At 73.9% G+C, this 13,589-nt stretch carries 10 protein-coding genes; 1 reads left to right on the top strand and 9 read right to left on the bottom strand.

Going from position 1 to position 13,589, the window contains the following annotated elements; translation table 11 throughout:
• Positions 1 to 95: 95 nt before the first annotated feature.
• From KBB57_RS00170 to KBB57_RS00155, 4 genes are all read right to left on the bottom strand, one after another.
• A complete protein-coding gene (locus KBB57_RS00170) occupies positions 96 to 2,219 on the bottom strand; it encodes a choice-of-anchor Q domain-containing protein (protein WP_290744949.1) in 2,124 nt (707 codons plus the stop codon).
• 80 nt (positions 2,220 to 2,299) lie between these two features.
• Positions 2,300 to 3,961: an alpha/beta-hydrolase family protein gene (locus KBB57_RS00165; protein ID WP_290744946.1), complete on the bottom strand. Its 1,662-nt coding sequence runs from the start codon at positions 3,959 to 3,961 to the stop codon at positions 2,300 to 2,302.
• Positions 3,962 to 3,964: 3 nt separating this feature from the next.
• Positions 3,965 to 4,891, bottom strand: a complete 927-nt coding sequence (locus KBB57_RS00160; protein ID WP_290744943.1) for a tyrosine recombinase XerC — start codon at positions 4,889 to 4,891, stop codon at positions 3,965 to 3,967.
• Positions 4,888 to 5,598 (bottom strand): DUF484 family protein, encoded by a 711-nt coding sequence (locus KBB57_RS00155; RefSeq protein WP_290744940.1) that lies wholly within the window; start codon positions 5,596 to 5,598, stop codon positions 4,888 to 4,890. The genes KBB57_RS00160 and KBB57_RS00155 overlap by 4 nt, the downstream gene beginning before the upstream one ends.
• Before the next feature lie 154 nt (positions 5,599 to 5,752).
• Between KBB57_RS00155 and KBB57_RS00150 the strand changes: the two genes are divergently transcribed.
• Positions 5,753 to 7,939, top strand: a complete 2,187-nt coding sequence (locus KBB57_RS00150; RefSeq protein ID WP_290744937.1) for a primosomal protein N' — start codon at positions 5,753 to 5,755, stop codon at positions 7,937 to 7,939.
• A gap of 248 nt (positions 7,940 to 8,187) precedes the next feature.
• Here the strand turns inward: KBB57_RS00150 and KBB57_RS00145 are convergent, their stop codons facing one another.
• From KBB57_RS00145 to KBB57_RS00125, 5 genes are all read right to left on the bottom strand, one after another.
• On the bottom strand, positions 8,188 to 8,877 hold the full coding sequence (locus KBB57_RS00145; RefSeq protein ID WP_290744934.1) for an RES family NAD+ phosphorylase: 690 nt from the start codon (positions 8,875 to 8,877) through the stop codon (positions 8,188 to 8,190).
• The gene (locus KBB57_RS00140) at positions 8,874 to 9,383 is read right to left on the bottom strand and encodes an antitoxin Xre-like helix-turn-helix domain-containing protein (RefSeq protein ID WP_290744932.1); all 510 of its coding nucleotides are present in this window, start codon (positions 9,381 to 9,383) and stop codon (positions 8,874 to 8,876) included. The genes KBB57_RS00145 and KBB57_RS00140 overlap by 4 nt, the downstream gene beginning before the upstream one ends.
• 103 nt (positions 9,384 to 9,486) lie before the next feature.
• Positions 9,487 to 10,458: a type II secretion system F family protein gene (locus KBB57_RS00135; RefSeq protein WP_290744929.1), complete on the bottom strand. Its 972-nt coding sequence runs from the start codon at positions 10,456 to 10,458 to the stop codon at positions 9,487 to 9,489.
• 513 nt (positions 10,459 to 10,971) lie between these two features.
• Positions 10,972 to 11,979 carry a type II secretion system F family protein gene (locus KBB57_RS00130; RefSeq protein WP_290744927.1) on the bottom strand — a complete coding sequence of 336 codons (1,008 nt, stop codon included), beginning with the start codon at positions 11,977 to 11,979 and terminating at the stop codon, positions 10,972 to 10,974.
• Positions 11,967 to 13,586, bottom strand: coding sequence for a CpaF family protein (locus KBB57_RS00125; RefSeq protein WP_290744924.1), 1,620 nt, complete (start codon positions 13,584 to 13,586; stop codon positions 11,967 to 11,969). The genes KBB57_RS00130 and KBB57_RS00125 overlap by 13 nt, the downstream gene beginning before the upstream one ends.
• Between the last annotated feature and the right edge of the window lie 3 nt (positions 13,587 to 13,589).

Below are 13,589 nucleotides of genomic sequence, written 5' to 3'. Positions count from 1 at the left end.
AGAGGTTGAGGGCGGCGGCGCGTCCAAAATTGCTTCGCCGGCACGGTCGGCGCTGCGGCCTTGCGTCGGCGCCGAGGGTCGCGGCGATCGCCCCGTCATGCCAGCAGCAGGAAGTCCCCCGCATCGAGTCCGTCGCCATGGCCCGCATAGACGCCGAGGGTGCGGATCGTCCCATGGCCAGCCACCGCGACCAGCGCATCCGCGCCATCCTGCGAGATGGTCACCTCGTCGGCAAAGGATGCCGCCGTGATCCCGAGCCGGCGCAGGTCGATGCGGTCCGGCCCGTTGCCGAAGTCGAGGATCCTGTCGTCGCCGAAGCCCGCGCCGAACACGAAGACGTCGCCGCCCTTGCCGCCGTGCAGGACATCGTCGCCGGTCCCGCCGTCGATCCGGTCGCGCCCCTTTCCGCCATGGACGAGGTCGTCGCCGGCGCCGGCGCAGATCGTGTCGCAGCCCTTGTCGCCGAGGATCCAGTCGTCGCCGGCGCGCCCGATCAGCAGGTCGTCGCCGCCGCGTCCGCGCAAGCGATCGGCCCCGGCCCCGCCGACGAGCTCGTCATCGCCCGACCCGCCGACCAGCGTGAGGTCCCATTCCCGCGCCGCCTCGAAGGCGCCGAGGTCGGGCGCGGCGTCGCGCGCCACGCCCCGCTGGTCGGTCGCCGTCGCGGTGGCCGGGTCTGCCGCCCCGGCCGCCGGCCCGTCGGCCCGGATGGCGACGGTCTGCGTCGGCCCGCCGTTGTCGGCGAGCACGCCCGCGACCACGCCGGGCGCGATCTCGGTCGTTGCGACGAAGATCTCCGCCGCCGTCACGCTGCCGACCTGCGCCGCTCCGTCGAAGATGGCGTCGCCGATGATGTTGCCGCCGAGGAGCGTCAGCGGGCCCGAGATCTCCGACGCGGGGCCGTGTGAGCCCGTGCCGTCAGGATCATAGATGCCCGGGGGTGTGGCGTTGCCGCTGACGATGCTGTTGCTTGCCCTTACGTCCGTCTGGGAGAGGATACCTCCACCCGTGACGGCGTGCGCATAGTCGGCGGCGCTGTTGCCTGTGACAGTGCTGCTTATCAGGGTGACAAGGCCATTGGCGGCGATGCCGCCGCCGCCATACCGGGCAAATGAATAGGTGCTGTTGCCGCTGATCGTGCTGTTGACGAGGGTGACCGCGCCACGTGACTTTATCCCGCCCCCGGCGTAATTGCCGCGCGCGTAGTTTCCGCTCACAGTGCTGTTCGTCAGCGTGATATCGCCGTCGGAATTGATGCCGGCCCCTTGGTGGGCGCGGTTTTCACGCACGCTGCTGTCCGTCAGCGATATCCCACCCCAGGCGTCGATACCCCCGCCCTGTCCTGGAATTCCATACAGGCTGACCCCGAACGCCCTGTTGTCGCTGACGACGCTACGGACCAGCGTCGCGAAACCGTGGGCCAGAATGCCGCCGCCATCATCCGCGCTGCTCCCGCTGATGGTGCTGTCGACGACGAGGACATCGCCCGTGCTGTAGATGCTCCCTCCGTTCCCATAGCCCCCGGCCAGGTTGTGAACGAGCGTGCTTCCCGTGATTGAGACGGATCCGGCGGCGATGGCTCCGCCACTCCCGCTGCGAGTGACGTTGTCGCTCAGCGTGCTGTTGTCGACGATCACGGAAGTCGCGAGGATAGCGCCGCCCCGGTTCGTGAAGGTTCCATTCGAGGTCGCCGTGCTGTTCTCGAACGTGACCTCCTTGGCAAAGATGGCGCCGCCGCCGGGCTCCGAGCGCAAAGAGGACAGAGCGAGGGTGCTGTTGCCGCTCAGCGTGCTGGAGCGCACCGTCACCTGAGTGCCCGCCACAGCGCCGCCGTGCTCGTTCTCCCCTTGGCTGACGCCGCCCGTCAGCGTCAAACCCTCTATCGTGAGCGCTCCGGTGGCGTGAAAGATTCGGGTGTTGTCGTCGAGCGCCGACGTTCCCGAGGCTTTCAGGTCCGTGATCCCGCCCGCCAGCGTCACGTCGTCGCCGGCCGCGTCGCCGGTGATTGTCACCCCGGCCGGTCCGCCGACGATGGCGAGCTCGTCGGTGATCTCGATCTGGCCGCTCGTCAGCCGGATCAGATCCTCCGCGCCGCCGTCGAACACCGTCTCGTCGAAGCGGATCTCGTCCGCGCCGGCGCTGGCGTTGGCCGCGAGGACGGCCTCGCGCAGCGATCCGGCGCCGCTGTCGTCCGACGTCGTGACGATGAACGTCGCCATTGCCCCCTCCCGAGATCCCCGTTCGAAGAGCCTCGGAACAAGGGCTCCGGTCCGCATTGACCTGCGTCAAGCGGCGCCGGCTACTCGGGATCGAACGCCACCGGGCGGGCGGCGAGGATCGTCTTCAGCGCCGTGGCGCGATCGGAGGACCAGCCGGGCGGGTCGAGGAGGGCGGCCCAGGCGTCGATGTAGTCGCGGGCGATGTAGGCGTGGCCGAAGCCCGGGACGTCGAGCGAGATGGCGCTGTCGAGGCCGAGCTGGAAGAGCGTCACCACCGGGAACCAGCCGAGCTCGGGGGCGACGTCCGGCGCGCGCGGCGGCTTCAGCCAGGCGGGCTGGCGCCAGGCGGCGGCGGGGTCGAACCAGACGATCGGGTCGGAGCCGTAGTTGAGGAAGACCATGCGCACCGGCCCCCAGGGCGCGAAGTCGCCGTCGAGGCCGCCGAACTGGTCGAGGCTGCGCGCCAGCGAGCCGTTGCCGAGCTGCGGCCGCCACGCCGGCGAGTCCTCGCGGCGGCGCTCCTGCATGTAGCGCCAGTAGCGCGAGAAGAACGGCGAGCCCGCCCACATCGCCCCGTCGATCGGGTCGGCGAGCATGTCGAGGAGCGGCAGCGTCGCCTGGCTGTTGAAGGCGCCCTGGCTGAGGCCGTGGACGTAGAGCTTGGGCCGGCTCTCCCTGGGGAGCGTCGTCCAGTGGCGGTAGACGGCGTCGAAGAGCGCCCGGGACTGCGCGACGCCGTAGGAGGGATGCGCGAGCAGCGCCAGAACGCTCGTCAGGTAGGAGTACTGCACGGCCACGGTGGCGACGTCGCCGCCGAGCATGAAGTCGAGGCTGTCCTGCGCGCCCGGGTCCATCCAGCCGGTGCCGACCGGGGGGACGACGACGAGGACGTCGCGCTCGAAGCCGCCCTGCCGGACCAGCTCGTCGAGGGCGATCTGCGCGCGCTCCTCGGGCGTCTCGGCGGCGCGGCGGCCGACATAGACGCGGATCGGCTCCATGGCCTCGGGGCCGGCGAAGGCGGCGATCTCGTCGCGGCCGGGGGCGCCGGCGACGAACTCGCGGCCGAAGCGGCCCATCTCGTCCCAGGCGACCAGCGAGCCGGGCCCGCCGGTCTTGAGCGTGTCCGTGGGCGCCGGCAGGTCGGGGCGGACGAAGACGTCGGCCGCCTCGAAGGAGGCGTCGGCGATCCGGAAGAGCTGGCGCGCCAGCACGCCGTCGACGAGGGCCCAGGCGAGCCACAGCGCCAGCGCGAAGCCGATGGCCCGGCCGATCTTCTGCGGCAGCACCCGCGACGCCGTGCGGTCGATGCGCCGGCGGAGCACGCCGAAGAGGCGGAAGATGAGCCAGAGCAGGCCGGCGACCACCGCCGCGACGACGGCGATCGTCGTCGGGTGCGTGGCCTCGACCGGCGGCAGGTCGAAGACCCGGCGGGTGGCGTTCTGCCAGGCCGCCGAGCGGGCGATGCCGAACCCGGCGATCCCGAGCGCGACGAGGGCGGCGGCGAGGAGGGCGGCGGGGCGGCGGGCGGCGGGCTCGGGCAGCTCGAGGAAGCGCCAGCCCCAGGCGAGGAGCGCGCCGATCTCGTAGCCGACCGCCCCGACCACGCCGCCCAGCACCCCTTGCAGGAGCGGCGCGCGGGGCACCAGCGAGGGGGTCAGCGCGGTGGCGAAGAAGATGGCGCCGAGGACGAGCCCGGTAGGGCTCAGGCGACGCCAGGAGACGGGCGGGGCCGGCGGGGTCAAGCGTCAGCCCCGCGCCTTGGGGTGGGCGGCGAGGTAGCTCTCCATCAGGCGGGCCTGGTCGACGCCGGTATAGACCTGGGTGGTGGCGAGGGAGGCGTGGCCGAGGAGCTCCTGGATGGTGCGCAGGTCCCCCCCCGCCTCGAGGAGATGGGTGGCGAAGGAGTGGCGGAGCGCGTGCGGCGTGGCGGTGGCGGGCAGGCCGAGCTGGCGGCGGGCGGCGGCCATGGCGCCTTGCAGGAGGCGCGGGTTGAGCGGGCCGCCGCGGGCGCCGAGGAAGAGCGGCGCCGCGGGGCCGGGCGCGTGGGGGCACAGGCGGCGGTAGGTCTCGACCGCGCGGCGGGCGACGGGGAGGACCGGGACCAGCCGCTCCTTGCCGCCCTTGCCGCGGATGCGCAGGGTCTCGCCGAGGGGGGCGTCGCCTTGCGTCAGCGACAGCGCCTCGGAGATGCGCAGGCCGCAGCCGTAGAGGAGGGTGGCGACCGCCATGTCGCGGGCGCCGACCCAGGATTTCAGGCTCTGGAGCTCGATCGTCTCGATCAGCGCCTTGGCGGCCTCGGGGGCGACGGGGCGCGGCAGGCGGGCCTTGCGGCGGGGGCCGCGGGTGGCGGAGACGGCCGGGGCCTCGGCTCCCTCGGCCTCTGCGAGCCAGGCGTGGAAGCTCTTCACCGCCGAGAGCGAGCGGGCGAGCGAGCGGGCGGAGAGGCCGCGGTTGCGCTCCTCGGCCATCCAGGCGCGCATGTCGGTCGGCCCGACCCCGGCGAGGCGGGGCGCGCCGTAGGGGCCGCCCCAGTGCCGGGCGAGAAAGCCGAGATAGCCGGAGACGTCGCGGCGATAGGCGGTGATCGTCTGCGGGCTCGCGCCGCGGACGGCGGAGAGCTGGGCGAGCCAGCGGGCCAGCAGGTCGGTGGCGGCGGCCGACGGATCGGTCACGCCAGCCAGCGGCGGAGAGTGCGCTCGAACACCCCGGCGAAGAAGGTGAGCAGATCGACGCCCTGGTCGGGGTGGAAGCGGTTCGGGTCGGTCGCGCCGAAGGCGAGGAGGCCGGCGAGGTTGCCCTCGCCGAGGTCGAGCCGCATCAGCGCCTCGCAGCGGACGGCCGCCGCGTCCGGCCCGTAGAGGCTCGTCCCCGCCGGCTCGGCGCGGCGCAGCGTCACCTTGCGCGGGCCGAGGCCGCGGCCGCGGGTGACGTAGCCGTCGACGCCGCCGGCGGGCAGCGCGATCACCGTGGCGCGGAGCGGCCCGGAGGGGCCGAGCGGCTGGCCGGGCTCGGCGGCGGGGGCCTCGAGCCCGAGCCGGATGATGTCGACGCCGAGGATCATCGCGACGTCGCGGGTCAGCACCTTGAGGAAGCCGGCGAAGTCGGCGGGGTCGAGCAGCGCGAGGCAGGCGCGGTGGACCTGGTTCATGCCGGCGACGTTCTCGTAGGCGGCCGCCAGGACCTCGCGGTGGGTGTCCTCGAGCCGGTCGAGCCGGTCCTCGAGCCGCTCGACCAGCACGCCGCGCAGGTCGACGACGTTGCGGCCGGCGGCGCGGCGGTCGGCGGCGAGGAGCGCGCGCATCAGCTGGTCGTCGCCGAGGATGACGTCCGGGTCGGAGAGGATGCGCTCGCGCAGCCAGGCGGCGGATTCCTCGGTCATCGCCTCCCCCCTCGCGTGGTTTCCGGGCCGGCGGCGGCGATGGTGTCCCGCAACGTCATCTGGCGCGCTCCCCCGTGCCCAGGGCCCGTCAGCCCTTGTGGTTCGCGGGGATACTAGCCCAAGGTCTTGCGCGATGGAACAGGCGACTCACGCTATGCGGGCGTTCGCGGAGGGCGAGCCGGTGGCGGTCGCGCTGGCGGAGGGGCTCGACCGGCCGCTCGACTACCGCGCGCCGGCGGGGGGCGTCCGGGCCGGCGACTTCGTCGCGGCGCCGCTCGGGCCGCGGCGGGTGCTCGGCGTGGTCTGGGGGCCGGCGACGGGCGAGGCGCCGGAGGCGAAGCTGCGGCCGCTCATCGGGCGGCTCGACGTGGCGCCGATGCGGGCGGAGATGCGGGCGTTCCTCGCGCGGGTGGCCGACTACACGCTGACGCCCCTGCCGGCGATGGTGCGGCTGGCGACGCGGGCGCCGGGTCTCGGCGAGCCGCCGGCGGCGCGGGCGCTGCTGCGGCTGACGGAAAGGCCGCCCGACCGGGAGACGCCGGCGCGGGCGCGGGTGCTGGCGGCGTTCGCGGAATACGGCAACCTCGGCTTCGCCCCGGGCGAGCTCTGTCAGCTCGCCGGGGTGAGCGCCGGGGTGCTGAAGGGGCTGGAGGCGCAGGGGGTCATCGTGCGCGAGATCGTCGCCCGCGACGCGGCCTATCCGGCGCTCGACGCGGACGGGCCGGGGCGGGCGCTGTCGGAGGACCAGGCCGCCGCGGCGGCGCGGCTGCGCGCGGGGGTGGCGGCGGGGGGCTATTCGGCGACGCTGCTGAAGGGGGTGACCGGCTCGGGCAAGACGGAGGTCTATCTCGAGGCGGTGGCGGAGTGCCTGGCGCGCGGGCGGCAGGCGCTGGTGCTCCTGCCGGAGATCGCGCTGTCGGCGCAGTTCCTCGAGCGGGTCGAGGCGCGGTTCGGGGCGCGGCCGGCGGAGTGGCATTCCGGGGTCGGCCAGACTAACCGGCGGCGGGCGTGGCGGGCGGCGGCGGACGGGTCGGCGCGGCTGGTGGTGGGCGCGCGCTCGGCGCTGTTCCTGCCGTTCCGCGCGCTCGGGCTCGTCGTCGTCGACGAGGAGCACGACGGCTCGTACAAGCAGGAGGACGGGGCGCTCTACAACGCCCGCGACATGGCGGTGCTGCGGGCCTCGATCGAGGGGGCCACGGTCGTGCTCGCCTCGGCGACGCCGTCGCTGGAGACCTGGGCCAACGCCGCCTCGGGCAAGTACGCGCGGATCGACCTGCCGGAGCGGTTCGGGACGGCGACGCTGCCGGAGATGGCGGCGATCGACATGCGGGTCGACGCGCCGCCGCAGGGGCGGTGGATCTCGGAGCCGCTGCGGGAGGCGGTCTCGGCGCGGCTGGCGGCGGGGGAGCAGGCGCTCCTGTTCCTGAACCGGCGGGGCTATGCGCCGCTGACGCTGTGCCGGGCCTGCGGGACGCAGGTGGGCTGCGCCCAGTGCGACGCGCGGATGGTGGAGCACCGGTTCCGCGGGCGGCTCGTCTGCCACCAGTGCGGGGCGACGCGGCCGATCCCGACCGTCTGCCCGTCCTGCGGGGTCGAGGGGCGGATGGCGGCGCTGGGCCCGGGGGTCGAGCGGCTGGCGGAGGAGGCGGCGAGCCTGTGGCCGGAGGCGCGGACGGCGATCCTGTCCTCGGACCTCGCCGACGGGGCGGGGTCGCTCCGGGCGCGGATCGAGGCGATCGCCGGGGGCGAGGCGGATCTGGTGATCGGGACGCAGATCGTCTCGAAGGGGCACAACTTTCCGCTGCTGACGCTGGTGGGGGTGATCGACGCCGACCTCGGGTTGCAGGGGGCGGATCTGCGGGCGGCGGAGAAGACCTTCCAGCTGATCCGGCAGGTGGCCGGGCGGTCGGGGCGGGCGGAGCGGCGGGGGGCGGCGCTGATCCAGACCTGCCAGCCGGAGCATCCCTGCCTGCGGGCCATCCTGACCGGCGACGACGAGGGCTTCTGGCGGGCCGAGGCGAGCTTGCGCGAGCGGGCGGGGGCGCCTCCCTACGGGCGGATGGCGGGGATCGTGGTCTCCGGCACGGACGAGGCGCGGGTCTGGGAGGTCGCCCGGGCGCTGGCGCGGGCGGGCGAGCCGCTGCGGGCCGCGGGGGCGATGCTGTGGGGGCCGGCGCCGGCCCCGATCGCCCGCATCCGCGGCCGCCACCGGGTGCGGCTGCTCGCCCAGTCGCCGAAGGGGGTGGCGCTGCAGGCGGCGCTGCGGGCCTGGCTGGCGGCGGCGCCGGCGCCGTCGAACGTGCGGGTCGGGGTGGACGTGGACCCGCAGACCTTCCTGTGAGGCGCGTGGGTGTTCACGCGTGGACGGGGGGCAAGTCCTTGATTTTGCGTGCGGCGATGCATGATCTTGCACGAAAATGCACGAGGTTGCACGGTTGTGTGTCCGGTACGTTCTGTCACCCATGTCCCCGGCCGCTCCCTTCCGGGCGTCGGAGGCGGCGCGCCTTGATCGGCGGGTCGACCGGCCCGACGTCCTGACGCCGGGCGGCGAGGCGGATCGCGGCGAGGCGCGAGCCGTCGGAAGCCGGATCACGGCAGGCGGCGGACCTCGACCTTGCCGGTGCGTTCGAGCGCAATGCGGTGGAGGTCGCGGGCGACGACGTCCTCGACGGCGCGGGGGCGGAAGCAGACCCAGTTCTCGTGGCCGGGGCGGCGGACGCTCTCGTAGCGGATGCCGATGCGGCCGAGGCGGGGGCCGTCGTCGCGCACCTCGCGGCCGAAGGCCTGGGACATGGGGTAGCTGGCGGGGTCGGGGTCGTGGAGCTCCGGGCGCAGGCCGAAGATGTCGACGCAGGCGCCGTCGAGACGGGCGGTGAACTCGCGGTACGTCACGTCGAGGCGCGCGGCCGCGCTGTGGGCGAGCTCGCGGCGCAGGCCGTTCGCGACCTCGAGGACGGCGGTCATGAACCCGGTCGAGCCGTACCAGGCCCCCAGCTCCGGGCCGGAGAAGCGCAGGCCCTCCGGGCCGCCGTGGACAAAGGCGGCCATGACGATGCTGGCGTTGGGGCGGCCGTAGACGCGCTCGGCGGGCGGGATCTGCGCGAGCCGGACGCTGGCGCGGGCGTCGTCGGTCCAGCCGGCGAGCTCCAGCACGGCGTCGAGGTCGCCGGCGGTGGTCACCGCGTCGAAGGCCGGGATCGCCGGCCATTGCTCCGGCACGAGGCGGAAGGTCGCGGGCGGCGGAGACGCGGCCCCGTAGCCGCCGAGGCCGGCGCTCATGAAAGGACGATGTCCTCCTCGCGGACCGGCGGGATGTCGGCCGCGGGGGCGTCGGCGGCGAGGGCCCCGGCGCGCCAGGCGTCGAGGTGGCGGCGCACGGTGAGGATGCCGTCGAGGCCGCCGTCGATGGCGAAGCGGAGCGGCGAGGCGCCGGCGAAGATGGCGCCGCGATGCGGGCCGGCGAGCCATGCCTGCGCCTCCCCGCGGTCGCGGAAGAGGGTGGCGAGCGCGTCGTGGACGCCGAGGATGCCGGAGATGCGCGTGAGCGTGTCGAGGGGGAGCGTCAGCGGCTCGCGCCGCTCCGCCTTGCCGAGCCACTGGTGGTAGGTCGAGCGCGCCGGCAGGCCGAGGAGCGCGATGCGGGCCTTCTCGGGGAGGCCCCACTCCTCGGCGATCGCCCGGAAGGCGCGGAGCCCCGGGCCGCTGAGGCGCGCGAGGTCGGCGCGGGTGGCGATGCGGAAGGCCGGCGGGGCCTCGGGGTGGGCGACGGCGGCGGCGACCTTCATCGCGGGCGCTCCTCTTGTCCAGATATGGACATAGCAGCGCGGAGCCGCGGGGTCAAGCTCGCGCCGCGGGCGTCCGGGCGGCGGGCGGAGGCCGACGGTCGGCTCACATGCCGATGTAGTTGTCCATGATGTCGAGGATCGCCGGGCCGATCAGGACGACGAAGAGGGCCGGGAGGATGAAGAGCATCATCGGCACGGTCATGGTGGCGGGGAGGCGGCCGGCCTTCTCCTCGGCGCGCATCATCCGCTCGGCGCGCTGCTCCTGGCTCAGGATCTTGAAGGCGCGGGCCAGCGGCGTGCCGTATTTCTCGGCCTGGATCAGCGTGTTGACGAAGGCGGAGACCGAGGGGAGCGGCACGCGCTCGGCGAAGTTCTCCAGCGCCTGGCGGCGCTCGGGCATGAAGGAGAGCTCGAGCGCGGTCTGGCTCAGCTCCTCGCCGAGGATCGAGGCGCGCCGGCTGGTCTCGGCGACCACCCGCTTGAGCGCCGCGTCGGTGCCGAGCCCGGCCTCGGCGCAGATCACCAGCATGTCGAGCGCGTCGGGCAGCGCCTTGCGCACGCTCTCCAGCCGCTTGCCGCGGGCGTTCTTCAGGAGGAGGTCGGGCAGCTTCGAGCCGAGGAGCGCGCCCGCCATCACCGCGGCGAGGTCGACGCCCGCGCCCTTGCCGATCGGGTCGAGCCCGTAGACGTAGGCGGCGGTCCCGACCATGAACACGAAGGGCGAGATCAGCTTGAAGAAGGTGTAGACGACGATGGCGTCGCGGCCGCGGTAGCCGGCGCTGACCAGGAGCCGGCGGGTGTCCTGGACCTGGCGGTCCTTCATGATCGAGACGCGCTGGGTGGAGCGGCGCATGAATTGCAGCGCCGCCACCCGCCAGGCCTGCGGCTCGGTCGAGCGCAGCCGGCTCGCCCCGGCGCCGCGGGTCGAGCGGCCGCCGGCGGCGGCGCGGACGCGGCGGAGCCGGGTGCGCCGCTCGAAGAGCCAGTCGGCGACGGCGGCGAGCGTGGCGAGGCCGCCGAGGCTGCCGACGAGGAGCAGGATGGCGACGGGATCGGCGAGGGGATCGGCCGGCATCTCAGGTCCCGAGGCTGGTCATGCGGCCCCTCGCGAGGCGGGCGGCGGCGATGGAGGGGGCGGGCGCCGCCTGCCCGCGCGGGCCCGCGGGACGCGCGGAGCCGCACCTTTCCTCCAGCCGCCATGGGCCGAACGATATGAAGCCGATAGCCGACCGAGCGAAGCGGGCTTCGCCCGCGAGGCTGCGGCGCGACAAGCGAAAGCAAGGCTTTCGCCGCGCCGACGGCTGGAGCGCGTTGGCGCGGAGGCCGTGGGGGCTGAAGATTTCCCCGTCGTGCGCAATCCGTCCGTGAGCGCCCCGGCGAGCGCGGCGACGCGCTCGCCCCCCGAGGGGCGATCGCGGACGGATTTGCCACGGGTCAAATCCGTCTGGCTCCGGCGTCGCGGTCCATTCCGCCCGTTCCGCGGCTTCAGCCGGGATGTGGGAATGCCGCAGGCCGACGGAGAGCGGCGCGCGGTCCGCGAGCCGGTCGGCGAGGCGCGGCGGGAGGGCGAGGGGATCGGCCGGCACCGTCAGATCTCGAACTTGGTCATGCGCCACATCACGAAGCCGCCGATGGCGATGGAGGTCATGCCGCAGGCGAGCATCACCTGGCCGCGCGGGTCGACGAAGAGCGGCAGCACGTATTCCGGGCTCATCACCGACAGCATCCCGAGCATGACGAAGGGGAGCGCGCCGATGATCATCGCGCTGGCCTTGGCCTCGGAGGAGACGGCCTTGATCTTCATCTTCATGTGCTCGCGCTTGCGCAGCAGGTCGGAGAGGTTGCCGAGCGCCTCGGCGAGGCTGCCGCCGGTCTCGATCTGGATGGCGATCGAGACGGCGAGGAAGTCCATCTCCGGCTTGTTGACGACGCGGGCCACGCGCCAGAGCGCCGCCTCGAGCGGCTCGCCGAGCTGGACGCGCTCGGAGATCGAGCGGAAGTGCGGGCCGACCGGGGCGGGGCATTCCTGGCCGGCGACGCCGATGCACTCGATCACGGGGAGGCCGGAGCGGACGCCGCGGATGATGGTGTCGAGCGCCTCCGGGAGCTGGCGCATGAAGCGGTCGGCCAGCGCCTCGCCGCGGAACTTCACGAAGGCGTTGACCGCCATCATGCCGACGACGACGCCGGCGGGCGCAAGCAGCGGGACCGGGGCGCGGGTGACGAGCCAGGCGGCGGCGGCGGCGCCGGCGCCGACGAGGAGCGAGGCGACGACGAAGCCGCCGAGCGTCATCGACATGCCGGCGCGGACGATGTTGGCGCGGAGGCGCGTGGCGTCGAGGACGGGGACGACGCGGCCGAGCGCGTCGCCGAGGCGGGTGAGGAGCGATGCCTCGTCCTCGGCGCGGGCGAGGCTGAGGCGGACGTCGTCGAGGTCGAGCCGGCCCGACATGCGGCGGCGGCCGACGCGGGCGAGGCGGTTGCGGTGGCGGCGCCGGGCGCGCAGCGCCAGCGACAGCGCGGCGAGGCCGGCGACGACGACGACGAGGAGCCCGCCGGCGAGCGCCGCGACGGCGGCGAGGCTTACCCCCGGCATCCCATCGCCTCCAGCAGCCGGTTGCCGAGGCCGAAATACTCCGCCCGCGGCATGAAGTTCGGCCGCAGGTTCGAGCATTCGAAGCGGCCAGCGAGGGTGCCGTCGGCGTTCTCGCCGTCGTAGACGTAGCGGAAGAGGTCCTGCGTGGTGACGACGTCGCCTTCCATGCCGGTGATCTCGGTGACGCGGGTGATGCGGCGCTTGCCGTCGCGCATCCGGCTCACCTGCACGATCATGTGGACGGCGGACTGGATCTGCTCGCGAACCGCCTCGGCGGGGAGCTTGAAGCCGGACATGGCGACCATGTTCTCGAGACGGGTGAGCGCGTCGCGCGGCGTGTTGGCGTGGATGGTGCCCATGGAGCCGTCGTGGCCGGTGTTCATGGCCTGGAGCATGTCGATCGCCTCCTCGCCGCGGATCTCGCCGACGATGATGCGGTCGGGCCGCATGCGGAGCGCGTTCTTGAGCAGGTGGCGGATGGTGATCTCGCCCTCGCCCTCGATGTTGGCGGGGCGGGTCTCCAGCCGGACGACGTGGGGCTGCTGGAGCTGGAGCTCGGCGGCGTCCTCGATGGTCACGGTGCGCTCGCCGTGGTCGATCATGCGCGACATGGCGTTGAGCAGCGTGGTCTTGCCGGAGCCGGTGCCGCCGGAGATCAGGATGTTGAGCCGCGCCCGGCCGGCGATCTTCAGCACGGTCGCCATGTCGACCGAGATGTTCGCCTGCCGCGCCATCACGTCGAGGGTGATCTCCTTCTTGGAGAACTTGCGGATGGCGATGGTCGGGCCGTCGATGGCGAGCGGCGGGATGATGATGTTGACGCGGGAGCCGTCCTTGAGGCGGGCGTCGACGAGCGGGGTCGACTCGTCCACCCGGCGGCCGACCTCGGTGACGATGCGGGTGGCGACGTGGATGACGTGGGCGTCGTCGCGGAAGACGACGTCGGTCAGGTCGAGCTTGCCGCGGCGCTCGACATAGACCTGGTTCGGGCCGTTCACCATGATGTCGGTGATCGTCTCGTCGGCGAGGAGCGGCTCCAGCGGGCCGAGGCCGACCATGTCGTCGACGAGGAGCCGGACGATCGAGCGCAGCTCGGTGGCGTTGAGCTGGATGCGCAGGTCGACGATGATCTGCTCGACGATCTCGGCGATCTGGGCGCGCAGCTCGTCGGGGCCGAGGGCGGAGGCGACGGAGATGTCGATCCGCTGCATCAGGAGCGGCATCACCTGCGCCTTGACCTGGAGCTCGCGCTTGTTGCGCAGCTCCGGGGCGTTGCGGACCGCCACCTCGGCGAGCGGGTCGTGCGCCGCGGGCGCCGCCGGAGCGGGCCCCGGCGCCGCGGCCGCCGCCTCGTGGTCGCTCGCGGCGCGCACGCTGCGCAGCTCGGCCATCAGCTCGCGCAGGAGCTGGCGCTGCTCGGCGAGGCTGGGCTTATCGGCGCTGGCCGCGACCAGCGCCTCGACGACGTCGTTGGCGCGCTCGGCGAGGGCGAGCGGGCTCGCGCCGGCGAGGCCGCCCTGGCCCGCCGCCTCGCGCAGGCGGGCGAGCGCCGCGGCGCGGATGCCGGCGAGGCCGCGCGCGGGACCGTGGTCGAACCCGTCCTCCATGGC

The organism is Amaricoccus sp., assembly GCF_017993425.1.
GTDB lineage: Bacteria > Pseudomonadota > Alphaproteobacteria > Rhodobacterales > Rhodobacteraceae > Amaricoccus.
Note: the sequence above shows the minus strand (reverse complement) of the source record. Positions and strands in the feature narration are given on the sequence as shown.